Below are 22,785 nucleotides of genomic sequence, written 5' to 3'. Positions count from 1 at the left end.
GATTACTCTGCTTTTGCGTCCCGACTGAGAAGCGCCTGCACGGCATCGCGCGGCGTCACGTTATCGAAGAGCACGCGGCATACCGCCTGCGTGATCGGCATCTCGATTCCGCGCGAATGCGCGAGCCCGAGCACGGCGCGCGCGCATCGCACGCCTTCCGCGACATGGCCGAGCGCCGCGAGAATCTCCTCGAGCGTGCGTCCGCTGGCGAGTTGCATGCCGACAGTGCGATTGCGCGACAGATCGCCCGTCGCGGTGAGGATGAGATCGCCGAGGCCGGTTAGCCCGGTGAAAGTCTCCGCGCGGCCGCCGAGCGCGACGCCTAAGCGCGACATCTCCGCGAGCCCGCGCGTGATGAGCGCGGCGCGGGCGTTCAGGCCGAGACCGAGGCCGTCGGAAATGCCCGTCGCGATTGCGAGCACGTTTTTCACCGCGCCGCCGACTTCGACGCCGATGACATCGTCGCCGGTATAGATACGCATCGCGCCATGATGGAACGCCGCGACCGTGCGCGCGCCCAGTTCCGCCGATGCGCTCGCGACCGTCAGCGCGACCGGCAAGCCTTGTCCCACTTCGCGCGCGAAGCTCGGTCCGGACAGCGTTCCGTTGCTGCGATGCTCGGGCAATTCGGCCGCGACGACCTCGTTGGGCAGACACTGCGTATCCGCCTCGAAGCCTTTGCACAGCCAGACGATATGCGCCGGTACGACGCCGGCGTCGCGCATCGAACGGCACAGCGCGCGCAGGCCCGCGACCGGCGTCGCGACGACGCACAGCGCGTCATCCGCCGATGCATGCGCGAGCGCCGCGGCGAAATCGGTCTCGAATGCGAGCGCGTGCGGCAGCGTCACGCCTTCGAGATAGCGCGTGTTTTCGTGCGTGCGGGAAAGTGATTCGATGAGCGCGGGGTCGCGCGCCCAGAGCTTCGTGTCGTGCCGGGTCGCGAGGTGGCCCGCGAGCGCGGTGCCCCATGCGCCGGCGCCGAGAACGGCTACTTTCATGCTCGGCTCCGGTCCGGCAGAGTCAGGTCAGTGCGTCGCGCCGTTCGCCGCGCCTTCCTGGGCGCTCGCGAGTTGGGCGATACGCTGCTCGTACAGCGCCTGGAAGTTGATCTCCGCGAGGTGGATCGGCGGGAAACCGGCGCGCGTGATCGCGTCGGCGATGTTCGAGCGCAGGTACGGGAACAGAATGGTCGGGCACGCGATGCCGACGAGCGGATCGATCTGCTCCGCCGGAATGTTGCGGATGTCGAAGATGCCTGCCTGCTTGGCTTCGATCAGGAATGCGACCTTGTCGGTGACTTTCGCCGTGACCGTGCCCGTGACCAGCACTTCGAAGACGCTTTCCGCGAGGCGGTCGGCCTTCACGTCGACTTCGACTTCGACCGACGGCATTTCCTGTTCGAGGAAGATAGCCGGCGAATTCGGCTGCTCCAGCGACATGTCCTTCAAATAGATGCGCTGGATGTTGAAAAACGGCTGGTTGTTCTCGTCAGACATTTTGATTTCCTAGGTAATCCGGTATGCGGCGCGCGTTCGTGTCGAATCGCGCGCCGCGAGTATGCATGTGTCAGGCCGATTCGAGCAGCGGCACGAGGCCGCCCTTTCGATCGAGCGCGGACAGATCGTCGTAGCCGCCGACGTGCGTCTCGCCGATGTACACCTGCGGCACGGTCCGCCGTCCGGTGCGCGTCATCATTTCCTCGCGCCGGCCCGGCTCGCGATCGATCAGGATCTTCTCGATCGTTTCGACGCCGCGGGACTTTAAAAGACGTTCGGCCATCTGGCAATACGGGCACACGACCGTGCTGTACATCACCACTTTTTTCACTTGACTGCTCCTTGTTTCACCACCGGCATGCCGGCTTTTTGCCAGGCGTCCACTCCGCCTTGCAAAACGTGGACCTCGGCGTAACCCGCCTCGGACACGGTGCGGCTCGCACGCTGCGATTCTTGACCGGTTTGGCAAACGAGCACGACCGGATTGCTCTTATTCTTCGCGATCTGGCCGATTTTTGCTTGAAGCTCCGTGGCTTCGATATTTCGTGCAGACGGCAGATGTCCCTTCGCGAATTCCGCGGCGGGCCGCAAATCGACAACCACGGCGTTGCGCCGGTTGATGAGCGTCGTGGCTTCGGCGGCCGAAATGCCGCCGCGCCCGCGCCGCGTGACGGCGGGCCAAAGGAGCAGCGCGCCGGAAACCAGCGCGATGACGATAAGTGCAATATTCGTGTAATCAGTGAAAAACTTCACGTCGAGGGCCGCCGAAATTTAGTAGGAAAGGAAGAAAGGGAAATGGGCGCAATCGGGGCATTATAAAATAACCGTTTCCCGCGATGGCCTCTGCCGTCCGGCCGATGGCGACACCCCGCCCGTTCGGGCAGCATGACGGGGTGCGATCGGCGCACCGCTTTTCCAACTGACCGACCGAAATCATGTACAAGCTAGTGCTCATCCGCCACGGCGAATCGACGTGGAACAAGGAAAACCGCTTCACCGGCTGGGTCGACGTCGACCTGACCGAGCAGGGCAACCGTGAGGCGCGCCAGGCAGGCGTGCTGCTGAAGGAGGCGGGCTACCAGTTCGACATCGCGTATACGTCGGTGTTGAAGCGCGCCATCCGCACGCTGTGGCACGTCCAGGACGAGATGGATCAGATGTATATCCCGGTTGTGCATTCGTGGCGCCTGAACGAACGCCACTACGGCGCGCTCGCGGGCCTGAACAAAGCAGAAACCGCGAAGAAGTACGGCGACGATCAGGTGCTCGTCTGGCGCCGCAGCTACGACACGCCGCCGCCCGCGCTCGAACCGGGCGACGAGCGTGCGTCGTACAACGATCCGCGTTACGCGAAGGTGCCGCGCGAACAGTTGCCGCTCACCGAATGCCTGAAAGACACGGTCGCCCGCGTCCTGCCGATCTGGAACGAATCGATCGCACCCGCCATCAAGTCCGGCAAACAGGTCGTGATTTCGGCGCACGGCAACTCGATCCGCGCGCTGGTCAAGTATCTGGACAACATCTCCGATCAGGACATCGTCGGGCTGAACATCCCGAACGGCGTGCCGCTCGTGTACGAACTCGATGAAAACCTGAAGCCCATCCAGCACTACTATCTGGGCGATCCGGAAGCCATCGCGGCCGCGCAGGCCGCTGTCGCCAAGCAAGGCAAGGCAGGCTGATTCCGGCTGTCCGGCAGATGTTTCGCCTCACGAGGGCGCCATAACGGGCGCCCCTCGCGGCGTTCATGGCGCCCGGCTGACGAACCGCGAGCGGCATCGACAGGATCGCGTCGAAACGTGCGCGAGCCATCGCTTCAACGGATGAAAGCCTCAGGCATTTAAGTTGCGTTTAAGTCGCCAATCAAGGCGAGCGGGTATACTGGCCCGTCACCAACGATGCAGCCCATCCGATTCCGACCGCACTCTCTATGCGAAAGAACCTGAAAAACTTCGGCCTGGTAGCCGTTGGCGTTGCTGCCGGCGCACTCGCCACCCTGCAGATCTCCGCATCCGCACAGCAAGCTGCTTCCTCGCCTCTGCCGCTCGAACAATTGCGGCTTTTCGCCGAAGTTTTCGGTCAGATCAAGCACGAATACGTCGAACCGGTCGACGACAAGAAGCTCCTCACCGCCGCCATCAAGGGCATGGTGTCGAGCCTCGACCCGCACTCGTCCTATCTCGACAAGACCGATTACGAAGAACTGCAGGAACAGACCAAGGGCCGATTCGCGGGCCTCGGCATCGAGATTTCTTCGGAAGACGGCCTCATCAAGGTCATTTCGCCGATCGAAGACACGCCAGCGTTCCGCGCCGGCATTCGTCCGGGCGACCTCATCACGCGCATCAACGACAAGCCGGTGCGCGGCATGACGCTGGATAAAGCCGTGAAGCAGATGCGCGGCGAGCCGGGCACGAAGGTCACGCTCACGATCTTCCGCAAGAGCGACGACCGCACGTTCCCGCTCACCGTGACGCGCGCCGTGATCCGCGTGCAGTCGGTGAAGATGAAGGTGCCGGAGCCTGGCTACGGCTACATCCGCATCACGAGCTTCCAGGAGCGCACGGTGCCGGATCTCGCGTCGAAGCTGCAGGATCTCGCGCGCCAGCAACCGAATCTGAAGGGCCTCGTGCTCGATCTGCGCAACAACGGCGGCGGCTTGCTGCAAAGCGCGGTCGGCGTCGCGGGCGCGTTCCTGCCGGATAACGCGGTCGTCGTGTCGACCAACGGCCAGATCGCGGATGCGAAGCAGACTTTCCGCGACACCTACGACAACTATCGCCTGCCGTCCTTCGATTCCGATCCGCTGAAGAGCGTGCCGGAAATCTTCAAGAAGGTGCCGATGGTCGTGCTGACCAACGCGTATTCGGCGTCGGCCTCCGAGATCGTCGCGGGTGCGCTGCAGGATCATCATCGCGCGCTGATCGTCGGCAAGACCACGTTCGGCAAGGGCTCGGTACAGACCGTGCGTCCGATGACCGCCGACAGCGCCCTGCGCCTGACGACGGCCTATTACTACACGCCGAGCGGCAAGTCGATCCAGAATCAGGGCGTGCGCCCCGACGTGCCGGTCGATCAATACGCGGACGGCGATCCGGACGACGCGCTCGTCACGCGCGAAGTCGATTACTCGAACCACCTCGCGAACACGCAGGATCCGAACGAGAAGAAGGAACAGGAGCAGCGCGAGGCGGATCGTCTGGAGCAACTGCGCATTCTCGAAGAGCAGAACGACAAGAAGACGCCCGAGCAGCGCCGCAAGGACCGCGAGCGCAAGCCGGTCGAGTTCGGCAGCGCGGACGACTTCATGCTCCAGCAAGGTCTGAACAAGCTGGAAGGCAAGCAGGTCGTGGAGTCCAAGTCGTACAGCGAACGCAAGCTCGCGCAGAACAAGCCGGCACGTTCGGCGTCCGCTCCGGTGGTTGCACCGCCTGCGCTGCCGGCCACGCCGGGTTCCGCGCCGGCGTCGGGCGCGCAGCCGGCATCGGCGCCTACCGCGCAGCAGTCGAAGTAACTTTCCCGTAGTCCCCGCAAAGGCTTCGCAGCGTAACGTTGCGAAGCCTTTCTTCTTTTCGCGCTTAGAATGCTTCGTTCGAGCAAGCCGATTCTTTCCGCGATGAACGACGACCAACTCCTTCGCTATTCCCGCCACATCCTCGTCGATGAAATCGGCATCGAGGCGCAGCAGCGCTTTCTCGACGCGCACGCCGTCATCATCGGCGCGGGCGGACTCGGCGCGCCCGCGGCGATGTATCTCGCGGCGTCAGGTGTCGGAAAAATCACGCTCGTCGATGCCGATACTGTCGATCTCACGAATCTCCAGCGGCAGATCGTGCACATGACGCGATCGGTCGGAGCGCCCAAGGTGGAATCGGCACGCGAGACGTTGAGCGCGCTGAATCCGGACATCGACGTCATCGCGGTGAACGCGCGCGCCGACGCCGCGTGGCTCGACATCAACGTGCCCGGTAAAACCGTGGTGCTCGATTGCAGTGACAACTTCGCGACGCGTCACGCGATCAACGCGGCCTGCGTCGCGCATCGCGTGCCGCTCGTGTCGGGCGCGGCGCTGCGTTTCGACGGGCAGATCAGCACCTTCGACTTCCGCGCACCCGATTCGCCCTGCTACGCGTGCGTGTTCCCGCCGGATCAGCCGTTCGAGGAAGTCGCGTGTTCGACAATGGGCGTGTTCGCGCCGACGGTCGGCATCATCGGTGCGATGCAGGCGGCGGAGGCGCTGCGCGTGATCGGCGGTTTCGGCGAGACGCTCGCGGGCCGGCTGATGATGCTCGACTCGCTGCGCATGGAATGGAACACGATGCGAATCGCGCGGCAGCCGGATTGCGCTGTCTGCGGAAACACCGGAAGCCGCGAAGCAGCGCGCTAAATCGGTCGCGTCTTACGCCGTCGACCGGACGGTCCGCTTAAGCTCATCGATTCTTCAATCGCAGGGCGGATCGTTCTTTGAGCGCCATCACTTCGCCGGCGAGCGCGCAACGCGGGCTCACGCAAAGCGCGTTCGCGGCCGTCGCTTCCGCGAATCACCCGCACACGGAGTTCCGCACGCCGTATCGCGTGATCAATTTCCACGCATGCAATAGTTGCTTCAACGACACGACGTGCGACTTCGACAACCGCGATTTTCTGTGGTGTCCGCGCCGGCGCGGCAAGCCAAGCCGCTTTCAATGCACTTCGGCGATCTCACCCGAGCAGGTCATCGCTCGGGTGGATCGACTGATTGCGGATCACGGCTTGGCCTAGACCTTCTGCAACGCCGTGAGCGCGGCCTGCAATTCAGCGGGTTCGTAGGCCGCAAGCACATCCGCGACCGGCTTTTCCAGCGCCTTCAGGTTCGAGCGCAGAATTTCCTGCTTCACGATCAGCAACTGGCTCGGATGCATCGAAAACTCGGTGAGCCCGAGGCCGAGCAACAGGCGCGTGACGGCGGGATCGCCCGCCATTTCCCCGCACACCGACACCGGCACGCCCGCGCGCTTCGCCTCGCGCAACGTGAACGCGATCAGGTTCAGCACCGCCGGATGCAGCGGATCGTAAAGATGCGCGACGCTGTTATCGGCGCGATCGATCGCGAGCGTGTACTGGATCAGATCGTTCGTGCCGATCGACAGAAAATCGAGCCGGCTCAGGAACAGCCGCACGGCGATGGCCGCCGCCGGAATCTCGATCATCGCGCCGACCTGAACCTGACGGTCGTACGCCACGCCTTCGTCGTCGAGTTGACGCTTCGCCTCGCGGATCAGATCGAGCGTCTGGTCGATTTCCTGTGCGTGCGCGAGCATCGGAATGAGAATCTTGGTCGGCCCGAACGCCGACGCCCGCAGAATGGCGCGCAGTTGCGTGATGAACATCTGCGGCTCGGACAGGCTCCAGCGGATCGCGCGCAAGCCCAGCGCGGGATTCGGCGCGGTTTCGTAGCCATCGCTTCCGGTCATGGAATCGAGCGGCTTGTCCGCGCCGACATCGATCGTGCGGATCGTCACCGGCTTGCCGTTCATCAACTCGACGGCGCGCTTGTACGCCTCGAACTGCTCCTCTTCCTCCGGCAACTGGTCCTTGTGATTCATGAAGAGGAATTCGGTGCGGAACAGGCCGACGCCCATCGCGCCCGCTTCGACGGCGACTTGCGCGTCTTCCGGCAACTCGATGTTCGCGCACAGTTCGATCTTCGTACCGCAGAGCGTCTGCGTCGGCGAGAATTTCAGGCGCTGGAGCTTGCGCTGTTCCAGCAGTTTCTCGCTCTGACGATACGAATACTCTTCGAGAACGATCGGCGCCGGATCGACGATCACGATGCCATGATCGCCGTCGACGATGATGAGATCGTTCTGGCGGATCAGCACGCTCGCCTGCTGCACGCCGACGGACGCCGGAATGCCGAGACTGCGCGCGACGATCGCCGTATGCGAGGTGCGGCCGCCGAGGTCGGTGACGAAGCCCTTGAACGCCTGCGTCTTGAACTGAAGCATGTCCGCCGGCGCGATATCGTGGGCGACGACGATCATTTCGTTGTGCCCGTTGCTGGCGGCCGTATGCACGACGAGCGACGCGGCCGTCGGCGCGCCGGCCAACGCTTTCAAAAGACGCTCGACGACCTGCTCGACGTCCGCCTTGCGTTCGCGCAGATATTCGTCTTCGATCTCGTCGAAATAACCGCCGAGGATTTCCAGTTGCTCGGTGAGCGCCCACTCGACGTTGTAGCGGCGCGTGCGAATCAGGTCGATGGTTTCCTGCACGAGCATGGCGTCGTTCAGGATCATCGTATGGACGTTGATGAACGCGCCCATTTCGCTCGGCGCATCGGCGGAAAGGTCTTCGCGCAGCGCTTCGAGTTCGGCGAGGACGGCCGCCTGCGCCGCGTGGAATCGGGCGATTTCCGCGTCGATCTGATCCGGCTCGATCAGATAGTGGTCTACGTCGAGCGCCGCCGGCGCGATCAGATACGCGCGCCCAATGGCGATGCCGCGCGAGACGGGAATTCCATGCAGCGTGAAGGACACGCGCCCTCCTCTAGTTCTTTGAATGTCGCGGTCTGCCAGGCGCCCCCTCGACGGGCACAAACCGCGCGTCCATTATATGTTCGATCGTGCTCACAAGTCCCTGAACACCCGGTGACGACAGGGCCGGAACGGTTGCACGACGTTACGCGAAAGCGTGATGCGGATACGAAAAAGCCGCGTCGATGCGCGGCTTTTCACTGACGGACACTGCGGCGACACGCTTACTGCCCTTCTCCGAATTTATCGGCGATGAGCGCGAGAATGGCTTGCATCGCTTCGGCTTCGTCCGCGCCTTCGGTTTCGATCGTCACCGTGCTGCCGATGCCCGCCGCCAGCATCATCACGCCCATGATGCTTTTCGCGTTGATCCGGCGCCCGTTGCGGCTCATCCAGATCTCGCATTGAAAATTGCCCGCTAGTTGTGTGAGCTTGGCCGAAGCGCGTGCGTGGAGCCCCAGCTTGTTCACGATTGTTGTTTCTTGTTGCAGCATGATGCTCCGAAGCGCTAGATGGATGAAATGAGCGGCGTCAGTGGCTGGCGGCCTTCGCGCTGATGAGATCGGCGCTCGCCGAGCATGCCGGATCGGGCGAGCCGGCGGCCTTCGTCGCGAGGGCGCAGGGGTTGAGCGGCGTGGACGAATCCAGTTCCTGGATGCCCTTCGAGCCGCCCTGAAGAATCTTTTCGGCGAGCGTGTCGAGCGGCGTCGCGCGGTAGCAGACGGCGCGCACGAGCATCGGCAGATTGCAGCCGGCGAGCACGCGCACATCGGTGTCGTGCAGGCTCGCCGCGATGTTCGCGGGCGTCGCGCCGAACACGTCGGTGAGCACGATCGCGCCGTTTTCTTCTTTCAGGCGATCGATTTCGGAGCGCGCGAACGCGCGAACTTCGACCGGATCGCAGTCGGGCATCACGTCGATGACGCCGATGCGCGCCGGCAAGCCACCGTAAATATGTGCGATGCACTCGCGTAGCGCGGTGGCGAAAGGTGCGTGCGCGATGATCAGAATGCCAGCCATGTCAGGAAATTGCCTCAGCGACAAATCAACGACGAAAAATCGGACAAATACGTCGGAGTTCGCTCGAAAGCGCGCGAGCGGCGCGGAACACAACTCTAAAGTGGATGCCGTTACAACGAAATCAACCGCCTTCCAGCTTCATTACCCCAAGCCTGCGCGTCGATGCTTAAGCGAACTTTAAGCGCACTTTTAGACGCGATCGCGCCCCAGAAACGCGGGCGCGGGAAAGTCAATTCTAACAGTCCCGCCGAGGTGAGTTTGGCGCGCTGTCCGCGCGCGTTTCGTTGGCCGGCAGACTCAGTGCGCCGCGCGCTCGAGCGCGTCGATAAACATGCCCGCAACGTCGAAGCCGGTCTGATCCATGATTTCGCGAAAGCACGTCGGACTCGTGACGTTGACTTCGGTGAGATAGTCGCCGATCGCATCCAGCCCGGCGAGCAGCAGGCCGCGCGCCTGCAGCACCGGCCCGAGCGTCTCGGCGATTTCGCGATCGCGCGCCGACAGCGGCTGCGCGCGCCCGAGCCCGCCCGCCGCAAGATTGCCGCGCACTTCGCTGCCCTGCGGAACGCGCGCCAGCGAATACGGCACCGGCTGACCGCCGATGACGAGAATGCGCTTGTCGCCATCCTTGATTTCGGGGATGAACTTCTGCGCCATCACCGTGCGCGCGCCGTCCTCGGACAACATCTCGACAATCGAGCCGAGATTCATCCCGTCCGCCTTCACGCGGAACACGCCCATGCCGCCCATGCCGTCGAGCGGCTTCAGGATCACGTCGCCGTGCTCGGCGTGGAAAGCGCGCAGGCGCGCGGCATCGCGCGTGACGAGCGTCGGCGTGACGAACTGCGGCCATTCCGCGATGGCGAGCTTCTCGGAATGATCGCGGATCGCCTGCGGCTTGTTGAAGATGCGCGCGCCGTTGCGCTCGGCGATCTCCAGCAGCCACGTCGCGTTCACGTATTCCAGATCGAACGGCGGATCCTTGCGCATCAGCACGGCGTCGAAATGCGTGAGCGGCAGATGCTCGGCCTGCTCGGCGGCATACCACGGCCAGCGGTCACTGTTGGCCTCGTCGCCGACGATCGCGATGCGCCGCGCGCTCGCCTCGACCTTCGTTCCGGTCCACGCAAGATGCTGCGGCTCGCACGCATAGAGCACGTGGCCGCGCCGCGCGGCTTCGGCCATCATCGCGTAGGTCGTGTCCTTGTAGATCTTGAAGCGATCGAGCGGGTCGGCGATAAAGAGGATGTTCATGACGATTTGCTAGTTCGGTGCGCGGCCTGCGAGCTTACCGCAAGCCGCGAACTCACACCTGAATGGCTTCAGGATCGGTCTTTTCGAGCTCGACCGATGCCGCCAGCAGCGCCAGCCGCGCCACCACGCCGTACATGTAGAAGCGGTTCGGCGGCGCGGCGCCGGGCTTCGCGTGCGTGTCGGGCAACGCCGTGTGCTCGAAGCCGAGCGGCACGAAATGCATGCCCGGCGCGTTGAGGTTCTGATCGCGCTCGCGCGAATCGTGCACGCGGTAAAACCCGCCGACGACATACCGGTCGATCATGTACACGACCGGCTCCGCGACCGCATTTTCCACGCGCTCGAACGTATGCACGCCTTCCTGCACGATCACGTCGTGAACTTGCAGGCCTTCCTTGGCGTCGTTCATCTTCGTGCGTTCGCGCTTGGTCAGCGCGGCGACTTCGCTCGCGTCGTGGACGGTCATCACGCCCTTTCCGTACGTGCCGGCATCCGCCTTGATGACGACATACGGACGCTCGCTGATGCCGTACTCGCGATACTTCTTCGCGATCTTCTTGAGCACGCCGTCGATGGCTTCCGCGAGCGCTTGTTCGCCCGTGCGCGCTTCGTAATCGACGCCTTCCACATGCGCGAAGTACGGATTCACCATCCACGGATCGATCTCGACGAGCTTCGAGAACTTCTTAGCGACGTCGTCATAGCAGGAGAAATGGGTCGACTTGCGGCGCACCGCCCAGCCGGCGTGCAGCGGCGGCAGCAGATACTGCTCGTGCAGATTTTCCAGCACGGGCGGAATGCCGGCCGAAAGATCGTTGTTGAGCAGGATCGAGCAGGGATCGAAGTTCTTCAGGCCGAGGCGCCGCGGCGTGCGTTCGAGCGGCTCCAGCACGATTTTCTGGCCATCGGCGAGCGCGATGGTCACAGGACCGTGGATATTCTCGTCCAGCGTGCCGAAGCGGATGTTGAGCCCCGCTTGCCGCATGATGAGCGCGAGGCGCGCGACGTTCTCGAGATAGAACGCGTTGCGCGTATGGCGCTCGGGAATGACGAGCAGATTCTTCGCGTCCGGGCAGATTTTTTCGATGGACGCCATCGCTGCCTGCACCGCGAGCGGCAACACTTCCTGCGGCAGATTGTTGAAACCGCCGGGAAAGAGATTGGTGTCGACGGGCGCGAGCTTGAACCCCGCGTTGCGCAGATCGACGGAACAGTAGAACGGCGGCGTGTGCTCCTGCCATTCGAGCCGGAACCAGCGCTCGATGGCGGGCATGGCCTCGAGGATTTTCCGCTCGAGATCGAGCAGCGGGCCACTTAACGCCGTAACAAGGTGCGGAACCATGTATTACTCGCGGAAGAAGACAAAAGATTGTAGAGCAATTGCTTTGCCTAAATGGGTATCAACCGCCAATTGACAAGGTTTTGCGGCCCGCGCCGCGCCGCTTCCACGCACTTTTCCGCCTGTCGCTTCAATAGGTTTGGCCGCCGCCTTCGACGAAACCCGGACGGAAATGGCGCACCAAAAAAAATGCCCGCCATAAGGCGGGCGAAGTCGCTGCGCTCGTTCCTTGCTCGCAGCCTACGCGCTCTCGCGGCGCGCCGGTTGCGGCGTAAGACTTACTCGACGTGCTCGCCGTGCAGCGTGACGTCGAGACCTTCGCGTTCCTGTTCTTCCGTGACGCGCAGGCCCATGGTCATGTCGATGATCTTCAGCAAAACGAAGCTGACGACGCCGCTGTAGACGAGCGTGACGAGCACGCCCTTCGCCTGCACGAGCACGCTGCCGTCGAAGCCGCCGATGTCCTTCACCGCGAACACGCCCGTCAGCAGCGCGCCGATGATCCCGCCCACGCCGTGCACGCCGAACGCGTCGAGCGAGTCGTCGTAGTTGAACTTGTGCTTGAGCCACGTCGCCGACCAGAAGCAGACCACGCCCGCGACAATGCCGATCACGATCGCGCCCGTCACGCCGACGAAGCCCGACGCCGGCGTCACGGCCACCAGACCCGCAACCGCGCCCGAGATGATGCCGAGCACCGACGGCTTGCCCTTCGTGATCCACTCCGCGAACATCCAGCCGAATGCGGCGAACGCGGTGGCGATCTGCGTCGTGAGCATCGCGAAACCGGCACGGCCGTCAGCCGCCACTGCCGAACCCGCGTTGAAGCCGAACCAGCCCACCCACAGCATCGATGCGCCGATCAGCGAGAGCACGAGGTTGTGCGGCGCCATCACTTCGCGGCCATAGCCGACGCGCTTGCCGAGCACGAGACAGCACATCAGACCCGCGATACCGGCGTTGATGTGAACCACCGTGCCGCCCGCGAAGTCGAGCACGCCAGCCGATGCGAGCCAGCCGGTAGGTTCCCAGACCATGTGCGCGATCGGCGAGTAGACGATCAGCGACCACAGCGCCATGAACACGAGCATCGCCGAGAACTTCATGCGATCCGCGAACGCGCCGGTAATGAGCGCCGGGGTGATGATCGCGAACGTCAGCTGGAATGCGAAATAGACCGACTCGGGGATCGTCACGGCCAGATGGCTGACGGTAAGCGTCGTCGCCTTGTCGCCCTTGATGTAGGCCATGCCGTGCAGAAACACGCGCGAGAAGCCGCCGAGGAACGAGCCGCCCGGCGTGAACGCGATGCTGTAGCCGACGACCGTCCAGAGGATCGTCACGAGACAGCAGATCGCGAAGCTCTGCATGACCGTCGCGAGCACGTTCTTCTTGCGGACCATGCCCGCGTAGAAGAGCGCGAGGCCGGGAATCGTCATGAACAGCACGAGCGCCACGGAAGTCAGCATCCACGCGGTGTCGCCGGAGCTGATCTTCGACGAATCGACCATGACCGGCTCGGTCGGTGCGGCCGGCGCGGCATCGGACGCGGCGGATGCGGCTTCTGCCGCCGATGCCGCCTGAGCCGACGACGCCATCGCCGTGTTGGCGCTTTCGGGCGCGCTTGCAGCGGGTGCCGAGGCTGCGGCCGGAGCGGACGCATCCTGGGCGAGAGCGGTGCCGACATTCGCGCCGATCAGCGCGCCCGCCACCAACAGTGACATCAAAAAGTTACGCATTCTTCTGGTTCCTCTTATCGCCAATTTCTTGTTAGAGCGCGTCGGCGCCGGTCTCGCCGGTGCGGATGCGGATCACCTGTTCGATTGAGGTGACGAAGATCTTTCCGTCACCGATTTTTCCCGTGCGTGCGGCGCGTTCGACGGCTTCGATCGCCTGATCGACGATGTCGTCCGAGACGGCCGCCTCGATCTTCACTTTCGGCAGAAAGTCGACGACGTACTCCGCGCCCCGATACAGCTCGGTGTGCCCCTTCTGTCGGCCAAAGCCTTTCACCTCGGTCACGGTGATGCCCGAGACGCCGATGGCCGAGAGCGCTTCACGCGCTTCGTCCAGCTTGAACGGCTTGATGATTGCGGTAATGAGCTTCATGTATCCCTCGCTGTGGTGTGCTGATCCTTCGATGCCGTCCATTGAAGCGTGCAGAAGAGTCGCGCCACTTATGCAACTCGTATGCCATGCGAGCATCCATGCGGCTTTGCGCGATTTCGCGAAACAATCGCACGAAGGGTCGGCCGAACGGCTAACGCGGGCCGCGCGTGCTGGCGTCGGGGTAGGTTCATTGCTAGAGTGGTCCAGAGGTCCCGCAAAAAGGGGCATGGGCGGACAACGCGAGCGCGCGGCGGCGCTAAAATCGCGGCGCCTCAAAGGTGCTTCGACGCGCGTTCGCGCATTCGGCGGCGCGCACCAATATCGAACATTCGATAATTCGGGGCACTGACCTAACAATGAATGCACTTTTTTTGTGCAAGAAGGGAGAAACGATGAAGCAGCCCAACGACGTTTTCAACGATTTGCAGCAGAAGATGAGCGATCTCTTCAAGAATTCGCCCGCGAAAGACGTCGAACGGAATATGAAGGCGATGCTCTCGCAAGGCTTTTCGAAGCTCGATCTCGTGACGCGCGAGGAATTCGACACGCAGACGCAAGTGCTCGTCCGCACGCGCGCTCGTCTCGAAGAACTCGAAAAGCGCGTCGCGCAGCTGGAGCAGCGTCTCGCGGGCGGAAACACGGCCGCGCAAGACTGAGGCGCCAGCACTGCCTATCGCGTACCTCGGCTAGCGAGCCGTGAGTTTCTAGTTTTATTGCCGGCGCGGTCCATGCGCCGTTTCAGGTGAAATCATGTCGCTTGCCGTGGTACGCAGCCGCGCGCCCGCTCCTGGGCGCGCGCCCGAAGTCGTCGTCGAAGTCCATCTCGCCAACGGGTTGCCGTCGTTTTCCATCGTCGGTCTGCCCGATCTCGAAGTCCGCGAAAGCCGCGAGCGCGTGCGCGCCGCGCTGCAGAACTGCGGCTTCGATTTCCCCGTCCGCAGAATCACCGTCAATCTCGCACCCGCCGATCTTCCGAAGGAAAGCGGCCGCTTCGATCTGCCGATCGCGCTCGGCATTCTGGCCGCGAGCGGACAGATTCCGGCCGCAGCGCTCGAACATCGCGAGTTCGCGGGCGAGCTTTCGCTGACCGGCGCGCTGCGTCCGATGCGCGGCGCGTTCGCAATGGTCTGCGGCGCGGCGCGCCACTATGCATCGATGCGCGATGCAGCCCCGCCAATCCCCGAAATCTACGTGCCGCTCGCAAGCGCGGCGGAAGCGGCGCTCGTGCCGGGCATCGAGGTCTTCGGCGCGGCGGACTTGCCCACGCTCTGCGCGCATCTGAACGATGTCCCCGACGCCCGTCTGCGACCCGTGCAAGCCGCTCCGCTTCCCTCGACAGCCGCGCCGTCCGCGGATCTCGCCGATGTCATCGGCCATCCCGCCGCCCGCCGCGCGCTCGAAGTGGCGGCTGCGGGCGGTCATCATCTGCTGATGGTCGGTCCGCCCGGCGCGGGCAAGTCGATGCTCGCCGCGCGCCTGGCCGGCCTGCTCCCGCCGATGAACGACGACGAAGCGCTCACCTCCGCCGCGATCCTTTCGGCGAGTTCGCTCGGCTTTACGCCCGAGCAGTGGCGGCGACGGCCGTTCCGCGCGCCGCATCATTCGGCGAGCGCGGCGGCGCTCGTCGGCGGGCGCAATCCGCCGCAGCCGGGCGAGATCACGCTCGCGCATCTCGGCGTCCTGTTTCTCGACGAGCTGCCCGAATTCGACCGAAAAGTGCTGGAAACCCTGCGTGAGCCGCTCGAAGTCGGCCAGATCACGATTTCGCGCGCCGCACAGCAGGCGGAATTTCCGGCGGCCTGCCAGCTCGTCGCCGCGATGAATCCATGTCCGTGCGGCTGGCGCGGCGACCCGAGCGCGCGCTGCCGCTGCTCGCCCGATGTCGCCGCGCGTTATCTGCGCAAGCTGTCGGGTCCGCTGATGGATCGCATCGACATTCAGATCGAGTTGCCGGCGCTCTCGCCCGCGGAACTGTCGGCGCGCGGCACCGAGCGCGGCGAGTCGAGCGCCGTCGTCGCGGCGCGGGTCGCGGCGGCCCGCGACATACAGACGCAGCGTCAGGGCAAGATCAACCGCGATCTCGACGGCCGCGAAGCCGACGCCGTCTGCCGCCCCGATTCCGCCGGCGAAGCCTTGCTGCGCGCTGCGGGCGAGCGCTTCGGCTGGTCCGCGCGCGCGTACTACCGCGTGCTGAAGGTCGTGCGGACGATCGCGGATCTCGCCGGCGCCGATATACCCGACGCGTCCCATGTCGCGGAAGCCGTTCAGTACCGCCGGGCGCTGTCGATCGCCTGAAGCCAGCGCGGACGCGGGGTGGTCCGCGCGATGCTAAGCGGAAAATTACTTGTCAAGACTTGACTTATGCACACTGAAGCGATCCGCGGCGGTCCTTCGTCTGATCAAACCCCGGTTTTGGCCACATTTCACAGACCATTGATTTTATTGAATTATTTAACTTGCCGCGAACGAAGGCAAACTAACGTAAACCGCATGAGTCGGGCTTTTGAGCGCTACCACACACTGTTTTCCACAAAGTTATCCACAGACATTGTGGATAGCGCAAAAAGTCCATATGAATCCGAGAATTAGCGCGTAAACTTCTGAAGGAACTTCGGCTATTTCCGACACACTAAGACACTTCTTAAGTTAGTGCCTGCAGAATTCGAGGCCTTCCTCTAAAACAGTTTGAAGGACGAAAAGAACTGCTCGGCCTGCTCGGTCGGCGTCGTCTTGTCTGACACGATCGCCAGTTGATAGACGTGCGCGCCGCGTGCCACGAAGCGCGCGTGAATCGTCCGCGACTCGCGCTTGTCCCCCCCTTCGCCCTTCACCTCGATCTCGCTGCCTAACACGCGTCCGCCCGCCGCGAGGTCGATCTGCGTCGCACGCGCCTCGGGCTTCGCATTCACGTTGCGCGCGAGACCTTGCTGGAGGAAATCGAGTGTCGCGCGCTGCAATTGCGGATCGGCGCTCGGCAGCACGACCGTGCCGACGGCGAACACGGCGTCGCCGGCTTCTGCGGTCTGCATACGCATCGTCATCGACCGGCCTGCGATGTCGATCTTGCGCTCCTCGGAACGCGGCTTCGCGGGCAGCGTCACTTCGTAGCCGTCGTCGTTGTTCGTCACGGTGCGCCAGTCATATGAGGGCGTGCACGCGAGCAATGCGCCGCATGTGACAGTTGCGCACATCAGCTTGTTGGCGGAAGCAATATTCGGAAGAAAGCGCGCGGCCGCGCGCCGCAAACGGACAGGAAACACGGGGAAAACTCGTTTCATGAGGAATCGCTGCGTGAAAACCATCATTATCGCGCTGCGATGCCGGGCTTATCGGCGCGTCACGAACGCATCCCGAAATTGGCGCTAAAATACGCAGCAGTCTCCGTTCCGTTCGCCGGAGCGCCATCCGAGGTTCCCATGTCCCAAGCCACGCAAGAAACATCCACGCGCGCGAAGAGTCCGCTGCGTTACATCGTGATGGCGCTCGTCGCGGGCGTGATCGCCTGCACCGGGTATTTCGCCTTCGGCGGCCAGCAGAAAGTGCCGGACGCGACCTTCACGCTGCTTTCGGGACAGAAGATTTCGACGTCGGGCGATCTGAAGGGCAAGGTCTATCTCGTCAATTTTTGGGCGACGAGCTGCGAGACATGCATGAAGGAAATGCCGCAGATGATCGACACGTACAACAAATTCAAGGGCCGCGGCCTGGAGTTCGTCGCGGTCGCGATGAACTACGACGCGCCGATGTACGTCAACAACTACGCGCAGACGCGCAAGTTGCCGTTCAAGGTCGCGATGGACGACGGCAGCGCCGCCAAGCAGTTCGGCAACGTGCAACTGACGCCGACGACCTTTGTCATCGACAAGAACGGGAAGATTTTGAAGCGCTATGTCGGCGAGCCGACGTTCGCGGAACTGGATCAACTGCTCGACAAGGCGCTCGGTTCGGCCTGAACGCCTTTACGCGAAACGCGCAGCCCGCTGGCGACAACCAGCGGGCTTTTTTATCGCTCGGACGAATCGCCTTTCACGACGATTCCGTATCGCTTGATCTTCTCGTACAGCGTCGCCTTGCCGAGCTGCAGCCGATCCGCCGCCACCGCGACCGCGCCGCCGCACTGCTCCAGCGCCTGCCCGATCACCGCGCGCTCGAACTGCTCGGTGCGTTCCTTGAGCGATTGCGTCGATGTGTCGAGCGCCGCCGCCGCACCGCTGTCGTCGAGAATGCCGAGCACCATGCGATCCGCCGCGTTGCGCAACTCGCGCACGTTGCCCGGCCAGTCGCGCTGCATCAGTTCGGCGCGCTGACGATCCGTGATGAGCGGCGCGGGCCGCTCGTAGCGCACGGCCGCATCGAGCAGAAAATGCTCGAAGAGCGGCACGATATCTTCGCGGCGCTCGTTGAGCGGCGGCAGCGTGATCGTCACCACGTTCAGCCGATACAGCAAGTCGCGTCGGAACGTGCCATCGGCGACGAGTTCGTTCATGTCGCCCTTCGCCGCCGCGACGACGCGCAGATTCGCGCGCACCGGCTGATTCGAGCCGAGCCGCTCCAGCACGCCGTCCTGCAATACGCGCAGCAGTTTCACTTGCAATGACAGCGGCATGCTCTCGATTTCATCGAGAAAGAGCGTGCCGCCCGACGCGTGTTCCAGCTTGCCGATACGCCGCTTCTGCGCGCCCGTAAATGCGCCTGCCTCGTAGCCGAACATCTCCGATTCGAACATCTGCTCCGGCAGCGCGCCGCAATTCACCGCGATGAACGGCTTGTCGCGACGCGGCGACATGTCGTGCAGGCTGCGCGCGATGAGTTCCTTGCCCGCGCCCGTATCGCCGTTGATGAGCACGGACGCATCCGTCGGCGCGATGTTCGCGATCAGCCGGCGCACCTGCTCGATCGCGAGACTGCGCCCGATGATGCGGCTCTGCCCCGCGCCCGCCAGCTCGCGCCGCAGCGCCTGATTCTCGAGCACGAGCGTGCGGCGCTCCAGCGCGCGGCGCACCGCTTCGATCAGGCGCTCGGACGCGAACGGCTTTTCGATGAAGTCGTAGGCGCCGTCGCGCATCGCCTGCACGGCCATGGAGATGTCGCCGTGGCCGGTGACGAGAATTACCGGCACTTCGGGCGCACGCTCGCGGCATTGCGCGAGCAGATCGAGGCCGCTCGCGCCGGGCAAGCGGATATCGCTCACGATCACGCCGGGGAAACTCGCGTCGATCGCGCGCGCGGCGGATTCGACGCTGCCGTGCCCGATCACGTCGAAGCCCGCGAGTTGCAGGCTCTGCACGCTCGCGCGGCGCACGAGTTCGTCGTCCTCGATGAAGATCACCTGCAAACCGGTGGTCATGTGTTGCTCCAACTGTGTTTTCAAGCGCGCCGCAAAGTCAGCACGAACTCCGCGCCGTGCGAATGATCGGCGTCCGCCTGCGTGCCGCCTTCGGGACCGTCCGCGACGATCGGCGCCTCGCGATTGCGCGCGACGAGCGTGCCGCCGTAATCGCGCGCGATCGCCGATGAAATCGCAAGCCCGAGGCCCAGTCCCTGCCCCATTTCCTTCGTCGTGAAGAACGGCTCGAAGAGTTTCGGCAGCGCATCGACGGGAATGCCGGGACCATTGTCGCGCACGATGAGCTCGATCGTATCCGCGTGGCCATTCAGTTCGATGACGATGCGCGGCCTGTCGCACGACGCGACCGCATCGAGCGCGTTGCCGATCAGGTTGATGAGCACCTGCTCCAGCCGCAAGTCCTCGCAACGCACGAAGATCGGCGCGCTGCCTTCGGCGAGTTCCGGCGCGATATCGATGACGACGTTCTTCATGCGCGGACGCAGCATCGAGAACACTTGGCGCAGCGCCCGCGCGACGTCGGCGCGCGCATTCTTCGGCCGCGCCTTCGTGACGAACAACTTCAGCTGATTCGTGATGTTGCCCATGCGCTCGGTCAGCGACGCGATCGCTTCGAGATTCTCGCGCGCCGCCGCTTGATCGCCGCGATCGATCAGCACGCGAGTGTTGTCGGAAAAACTGCGCAACGCGGCGAGCGGCTGATTCAGTTCATGCGTGATGCCCGCCGCCATCTGGCCGAGCGCGGCGAGCTTGCTCGCCTGAATGAGCTCGTCGTGCGCGGCGCGCAGATCCTGTTCGGCGCGCGTGCGCTCGTTCACTTCCTTCGTGAGTTGCGCGTTCGCTTCCGATAAATCCGCCGTGCGCTCCGCGACGCGTTGATTCAATTCGGCATACGCGGTCTGCAACATCTCCCGGCTGCGGATCATCTCGCGCACGCGCGCGCGCCGCATGCGCCAGTAGAACGCGAGCAGGCACAGCGAGACGAATACGAGCGCGGTGACGATGACCGCGATCTGCGCGCCGCTCTCGACGGGATCGAGCGCGGCCATCGTGATCAGTTGCCAGTCGGGTTCGCCGATGGAGCGATGCGTCGCGAGAAACGCCGGCGCATGGTGTCCGTCTCGCCCGCCGCCGCCGACGCGCACGATCTGCGCGCCGCCTTCGAGCGTCTTTACGATAGTCATCGGCAGCGGCGTGATCGCCTGTTGCGCGTATTGGCGCGTCGCATAGACGGACGCCTCGACGTTCTGCGGCAGCGGCCGCACCGTGTGATATTTCCACGCGGGCACGGACGAGAGAAAGATGACGCCGTGATCGTCGGTGACGATGAGCGGCTCGGATGCATCCGCGCCTTGCAGCCATTCGAGATTCAGCTTCACGACCGCGACGCCGATGATCTCTTTCGTGCCCTCGCGATAGACCGGTTGCGAGATGTAGTAGCCGGGCTCGGTCGAGATCGTCCCGATGCCGAAGAAACGGCCGGTGCTGCCCTTCATCGCGTCGATGAAATATGGCCGGAAGTTGTAGTCCACGCCGACGAAACTGTCCGTCGCGTTCCAGTTGCTCGCGGCAACCGCGATGCCGTTTGCGCGGATCAGATACGTGACGGTGGCGTGCGAGCGCGCGTTGAGGTCCTCGAGATAACGGTTCGCGCGCTCGACGTTCGCACGATCCGGATGATCGAGCGCGTCCTGCACGACCGGATGCCGCGACAGCAGATAAGGCAGATATTCGTAGCGGTCGAGCGTGCTCTTGAGCGTGTTCGTCGTGCGATCGACGCGCGCGGCGGCGTTGAGCCTCAACTCGTCGATGCCGCTTTGCCACGCGAGATGCCACGTGAGCGCGCAGCACGCCACGAGCGCGGCGAAAAGCGCGAAGAACACGACGATGCGGCGCGACACGTGAGCAGATTCCCGCGAAAGAGGATCTGCCATTGTGTCATAGGCTTGTGGCGAATCAGGCGCCGGAAACGACTGCGGCGAAGCACTCGCGGACTGAGGCTTCGCCGCTTGCATGATCGCTTCCGGCTTCAGTGCGGATTCAGACCGACTTCGCTTCTTCGGCGTCGGTCACGTCGACATCGCGCGACAACGCCGCCTTCAGCTTGCTGCGATCCAGCTCCTTCTCCCATGCCGACACGACGACCGTCGCCACGCCGTTACCGACGATGTTCGTCAGCGCGCGGCATTCCGACATGAAGCGGTCGATGCCGAGAATCAGCACCATGCCCGCGAGCGGAATCGTCGGCACGACGGCGAGCGTCGCGGCCAGTGTGATGAAGCCTGCGCCGGTCACGCCGGAAGCGCCCTTCGACGTGAGCATCGTCACGGCGAGCAGCGTCAGTTGCTGGCCCCACGAGAGATCGGTGTTGGTCGCCTGCGCGATGAACAGCACGGCCATCGTCATGTAGATGTTGGTGCCGTCGAGGTTGAACGAGTAGCCTGTCGGCACGACGAGACCCACGACCGAACGCGAGCAGCCGAGCTTTTCGAGCTTGAGCATCAGTTGCGGCAGCGCGGCTTCCGACGACGACGTGCCGAGCACGATCAGCATTTCTTCCTTGATGTACGCGATGAACTTCAGGATGTTGAAGCCCACCATGCGCGCGATCGCACCGAGCACCACGACGACGAAGACGATCGACGTCAGATAGAACGTGCCGATGAGCTTGAGCATCGGCAGCAGCGAACCGATGCCGTACTTGCCGATGGTAAACGCCATCGCGCCGAACGCACCGATCGGCGCGAGCTTCGTGATGATGCCGACCATGCCGAACAGGATGCTCGACAGACCTTCGATGAACGTCGTCACGACCTTGCCGCGCTCGCCGATATGCGCGAGCACCGCGCCGAACAGGAGCGCGATCAGCAGGATCTGGAGGATTTCGCCCTGCGCGAACGCCGACACCAGCGTGTCCGGGATGATGTGCAGGAAGAAATCGACCGTGCTCTGGCCGTGCGCCTTCGTCGCGAAGGAATCGACGGCCTTGTGGTCGAGCGTCGAAGGATCGACGTTGAAGCCGACGCCCGGCCGCAGGAGGTGCGTCGCGGCGAGACCGAGGATCAGCGCGAACGTCGACACGACTTCGAAGTACAGCAGCGCCTTGCCGCCGACGCGGCCGACCTTCTTCATGTCTTCCATGCCGGCGATGCCGGTCACGACGGTACAGAAGATGATCGGGCCGATGACCATCTTGATGAGTTTGATGAACCCGTCGCCGAGCGGCTTCATGTCGGTGGCGAGCGAGGGATAGAAGTGCCCGAGCGCGATGCCGATGATGATCGCGACGATCACCTGCACGTACAGGACTTTATGGATGGGTTTTTTCACGATGTTTCCAGGCGATAACAAGCAGTTGGCGGAAGTACGGCCAGCGGCGAGCGTTGACGCGGGGCGGGCGTGTGTGGGCACGTCTGAACGCGTCGATGGGCGATAGCCGCTTCGTCGACGGATCAGGGACGTTTGGATGCGAGAGGGGTCATCGGCTTGTCTCCTTGACTTTTATGGGCGGCTCATGGGCCGTGCCGTTTGTATCGCAAGGGCAATGCCAGGTTTAAGTTCCGCTTAAGCCGATGATTCTATGGGAGTTTTCTGAGCGGCTGGCGGCTTCGAATCCGGGATTCCGGAAATCCGGAATGCGGGCGTCCGGGGTTCTGGACGGTTAGCGCCTCGATTACGAGAAACAAAAAACCCACCGTCTCC

The 22,785-nt window shown here is 63.5% G+C and carries 22 protein-coding genes; 7 read left to right on the top strand and 15 right to left on the bottom strand.

The features are described 5' to 3' along the window. Positions 1-2: 2 nt before the first annotated feature. From QCE49_RS00895 to QCE49_RS00880, 4 genes are all read right to left on the bottom strand, one after another. A complete protein-coding gene (locus QCE49_RS00895; protein WP_250456622.1) occupies positions 3-1,001 on the bottom strand; it encodes an NAD(P)H-dependent glycerol-3-phosphate dehydrogenase in 999 nt (332 codons plus the stop codon). 27 nt (positions 1,002-1,028) lie between these two features. Continuing rightward, complete coding sequence (secB, locus tag QCE49_RS00890; RefSeq protein WP_008351779.1) at positions 1,029-1,499, bottom strand: protein-export chaperone SecB; 471 nt, start codon at positions 1,497-1,499, stop codon at positions 1,029-1,031. Between the two features lie 70 nt (positions 1,500-1,569). Then, positions 1,570-1,830: a glutaredoxin 3 gene (grxC, locus tag QCE49_RS00885; RefSeq protein WP_008351780.1), complete on the bottom strand. Its 261-nt coding sequence runs from the start codon at positions 1,828-1,830 to the stop codon at positions 1,570-1,572. After that, entirely contained in the window at positions 1,827-2,252 is a 426-nt protein-coding gene (locus tag QCE49_RS00880) for a rhodanese-like domain-containing protein (protein WP_008351781.1), read from the bottom strand. The genes grxC and QCE49_RS00880 overlap by 4 nt, the downstream gene beginning before the upstream one ends. 182 nt (positions 2,253-2,434) lie before the next feature. Here QCE49_RS00880 and gpmA point away from each other — a divergent pair, with 182 nt between their 5' ends. The 4 genes from gpmA to QCE49_RS00860 all read left to right on the top strand — a co-directional run bounded on the left by gpmA (position 2,435) and on the right by QCE49_RS00860 (position 6,260). After that, positions 2,435-3,181, top strand: a complete 747-nt coding sequence (gene gpmA / locus QCE49_RS00875; RefSeq protein WP_008351782.1) for a 2,3-diphosphoglycerate-dependent phosphoglycerate mutase — start codon at positions 2,435-2,437, stop codon at positions 3,179-3,181. 248 nt (positions 3,182-3,429) lie between these two features. Beyond that, positions 3,430-5,013 (top strand): S41 family peptidase, encoded by a 1,584-nt coding sequence (locus tag QCE49_RS00870; protein ID WP_008351783.1) that lies wholly within the window; start codon positions 3,430-3,432, stop codon positions 5,011-5,013. Between the two features lie 102 nt (positions 5,014-5,115). Beyond that, a complete protein-coding gene (locus QCE49_RS00865) occupies positions 5,116-5,886 on the top strand; it encodes a molybdopterin-synthase adenylyltransferase MoeB (RefSeq protein ID WP_175979757.1) in 771 nt (256 codons plus the stop codon). A gap of 77 nt (positions 5,887-5,963) precedes the next feature. Further along, complete coding sequence (locus QCE49_RS00860) at positions 5,964-6,260, top strand: hypothetical protein (RefSeq protein ID WP_250456623.1); 297 nt, start codon at positions 5,964-5,966, stop codon at positions 6,258-6,260. On the opposite strand, the gene ptsP is transcribed toward QCE49_RS00860, so the two are convergent. From ptsP to QCE49_RS00825, 7 genes are all read right to left on the bottom strand, one after another. Next, positions 6,257-8,017, bottom strand: coding sequence for a phosphoenolpyruvate--protein phosphotransferase (ptsP, locus tag QCE49_RS00855; protein ID WP_008351786.1), 1,761 nt, complete (start codon positions 8,015-8,017; stop codon positions 6,257-6,259). The two genes, QCE49_RS00860 and ptsP, sit on opposite strands and share 4 nt — an antisense overlap. 221 nt (positions 8,018-8,238) lie before the next feature. Further along, positions 8,239-8,508: an HPr family phosphocarrier protein gene (locus QCE49_RS00850; RefSeq protein WP_008351787.1), complete on the bottom strand. Its 270-nt coding sequence runs from the start codon at positions 8,506-8,508 to the stop codon at positions 8,239-8,241. A gap of 37 nt (positions 8,509-8,545) precedes the next feature. Next, positions 8,546-9,034, bottom strand: a complete 489-nt coding sequence (locus tag QCE49_RS00845; protein WP_008351788.1) for a PTS sugar transporter subunit IIA — start codon at positions 9,032-9,034, stop codon at positions 8,546-8,548. Between the two features lie 297 nt (positions 9,035-9,331). Further along, entirely contained in the window at positions 9,332-10,288 is a 957-nt protein-coding gene (gshB, locus tag QCE49_RS00840; RefSeq protein ID WP_008351790.1) for a glutathione synthase, read from the bottom strand. A 52-nt stretch (positions 10,289-10,340) separates the two neighbouring features. Beyond that, complete coding sequence (gshA, locus tag QCE49_RS00835) at positions 10,341-11,630, bottom strand: glutamate--cysteine ligase (protein ID WP_033536547.1); 1,290 nt, start codon at positions 11,628-11,630, stop codon at positions 10,341-10,343. 275 nt (positions 11,631-11,905) lie between these two features. After that, positions 11,906-13,366 (bottom strand): ammonium transporter, encoded by a 1,461-nt coding sequence (locus QCE49_RS00830; RefSeq protein WP_034470490.1) that lies wholly within the window; start codon positions 13,364-13,366, stop codon positions 11,906-11,908. Between the two features lie 31 nt (positions 13,367-13,397). After that, complete coding sequence (locus QCE49_RS00825) at positions 13,398-13,736, bottom strand: P-II family nitrogen regulator (RefSeq protein WP_008351794.1); 339 nt, start codon at positions 13,734-13,736, stop codon at positions 13,398-13,400. A gap of 392 nt (positions 13,737-14,128) precedes the next feature. Here QCE49_RS00825 and QCE49_RS00820 point away from each other — a divergent pair, with 392 nt between their 5' ends. Continuing rightward, positions 14,129-14,392 (top strand): accessory factor UbiK family protein, encoded by a 264-nt coding sequence (locus QCE49_RS00820; protein WP_008351796.1) that lies wholly within the window; start codon positions 14,129-14,131, stop codon positions 14,390-14,392. Positions 14,393-14,486: 94 nt separating this feature from the next. Continuing rightward, positions 14,487-16,031, top strand: coding sequence for a YifB family Mg chelatase-like AAA ATPase (locus QCE49_RS00815; RefSeq protein ID WP_008351797.1), 1,545 nt, complete (start codon positions 14,487-14,489; stop codon positions 16,029-16,031). Positions 16,032-16,411: 380 nt separating this feature from the next. Here QCE49_RS00815 and QCE49_RS00810 read toward each other — a convergent pair whose 3' ends face one another. Then, a complete protein-coding gene (locus QCE49_RS00810) occupies positions 16,412-17,014 on the bottom strand; it encodes a hypothetical protein (protein WP_250456624.1) in 603 nt (200 codons plus the stop codon). A 138-nt stretch (positions 17,015-17,152) separates the two neighbouring features. On the opposite strand from QCE49_RS00810, the gene QCE49_RS00805 reads away from it, so the two are divergent. Continuing rightward, positions 17,153-17,689: a peroxiredoxin gene (locus QCE49_RS00805; RefSeq protein ID WP_008351800.1), complete on the top strand. Its 537-nt coding sequence runs from the start codon at positions 17,153-17,155 to the stop codon at positions 17,687-17,689. A 50-nt stretch (positions 17,690-17,739) separates the two neighbouring features. On the opposite strand, the gene QCE49_RS00800 is transcribed toward QCE49_RS00805, so the two are convergent. From QCE49_RS00800 to QCE49_RS00790, 3 genes are read right to left on the bottom strand one after another with little or no spacing between them, the layout of a single operon-like run. After that, entirely contained in the window at positions 17,740-19,083 is a 1,344-nt protein-coding gene (locus tag QCE49_RS00800) for a sigma-54 dependent transcriptional regulator (RefSeq protein ID WP_008351801.1), read from the bottom strand. 20 nt (positions 19,084-19,103) lie between these two features. Beyond that, positions 19,104-21,098, bottom strand: coding sequence for an ATP-binding protein (locus QCE49_RS00795; RefSeq protein ID WP_175979752.1), 1,995 nt, complete (start codon positions 21,096-21,098; stop codon positions 19,104-19,106). Between the two features lie 25 nt (positions 21,099-21,123). Continuing rightward, positions 21,124-22,413 carry a dicarboxylate/amino acid:cation symporter gene (locus QCE49_RS00790; protein ID WP_008351804.1) on the bottom strand — a complete coding sequence of 430 codons (1,290 nt, stop codon included), beginning with the start codon at positions 22,411-22,413 and terminating at the stop codon, positions 21,124-21,126. Between the last annotated feature and the right edge of the window lie 372 nt (positions 22,414-22,785).

The sequence above is a fragment of the Caballeronia sp. LZ008 genome, assembly GCF_031451435.1.
GTDB classification, from domain to species: domain Bacteria; phylum Pseudomonadota; class Gammaproteobacteria; order Burkholderiales; family Burkholderiaceae; genus Caballeronia; species Caballeronia zhejiangensis.
This window is presented reverse-complemented; position numbering and strand designations above follow the sequence as displayed.

What these genes read in the sequence shown, in the direction of transcription:
- QCE49_RS00895 (WP_250456622.1), bottom strand. Translation starts at nt 1,001, where the DNA reads ATGAAAGTAGCCGTTCTCGGCGCCGGCGCATGGGGCACCGCGCTCGCG.
- QCE49_RS00800 (WP_008351801.1), bottom strand. Translation starts at nt 19,083, where the DNA reads ATGACCACCGGTTTGCAGGTGATCTTCATCGAGGACGACGAACTCGTG.
- QCE49_RS00850 (WP_008351787.1), bottom strand. Translation starts at nt 8,508, where the DNA reads ATGCTGCAACAAGAAACAACAATCGTGAACAAGCTGGGGCTCCACGCA.
- QCE49_RS00830 (WP_034470490.1), bottom strand. Translation starts at nt 13,366, where the DNA reads ATGCGTAACTTTTTGATGTCACTGTTGGTGGCGGGCGCGCTGATCGGC.
- QCE49_RS00805 (WP_008351800.1), top strand. Translation starts at nt 17,153, where the DNA reads ATGTCCCAAGCCACGCAAGAAACATCCACGCGCGCGAAGAGTCCGCTG.
- QCE49_RS00810 (WP_250456624.1), bottom strand. Translation starts at nt 17,014, where the DNA reads ATGAAACGAGTTTTCCCCGTGTTTCCTGTCCGTTTGCGGCGCGCGGCC.
- QCE49_RS00825 (WP_008351794.1), bottom strand. Translation starts at nt 13,736, where the DNA reads ATGAAGCTCATTACCGCAATCATCAAGCCGTTCAAGCTGGACGAAGCG.
- QCE49_RS00815 (WP_008351797.1), top strand. Translation starts at nt 14,487, where the DNA reads ATGTCGCTTGCCGTGGTACGCAGCCGCGCGCCCGCTCCTGGGCGCGCG.
- gshA (WP_033536547.1), bottom strand. Translation starts at nt 11,630, where the DNA reads ATGGTTCCGCACCTTGTTACGGCGTTAAGTGGCCCGCTGCTCGATCTC.
- gpmA (WP_008351782.1), top strand. Translation starts at nt 2,435, where the DNA reads ATGTACAAGCTAGTGCTCATCCGCCACGGCGAATCGACGTGGAACAAG.
- QCE49_RS00820 (WP_008351796.1), top strand. Translation starts at nt 14,129, where the DNA reads ATGAAGCAGCCCAACGACGTTTTCAACGATTTGCAGCAGAAGATGAGC.
- gshB (WP_008351790.1), bottom strand. Translation starts at nt 10,288, where the DNA reads ATGAACATCCTCTTTATCGCCGACCCGCTCGATCGCTTCAAGATCTAC.
- QCE49_RS00870 (WP_008351783.1), top strand. Translation starts at nt 3,430, where the DNA reads ATGCGAAAGAACCTGAAAAACTTCGGCCTGGTAGCCGTTGGCGTTGCT.
- secB (WP_008351779.1), bottom strand. Translation starts at nt 1,499, where the DNA reads ATGTCTGACGAGAACAACCAGCCGTTTTTCAACATCCAGCGCATCTAT.
- QCE49_RS00845 (WP_008351788.1), bottom strand. Translation starts at nt 9,034, where the DNA reads ATGGCTGGCATTCTGATCATCGCGCACGCACCTTTCGCCACCGCGCTA.
- QCE49_RS00865 (WP_175979757.1), top strand. Translation starts at nt 5,116, where the DNA reads ATGAACGACGACCAACTCCTTCGCTATTCCCGCCACATCCTCGTCGAT.
- QCE49_RS00795 (WP_175979752.1), bottom strand. Translation starts at nt 21,098, where the DNA reads ATGCAAGCGGCGAAGCCTCAGTCCGCGAGTGCTTCGCCGCAGTCGTTT.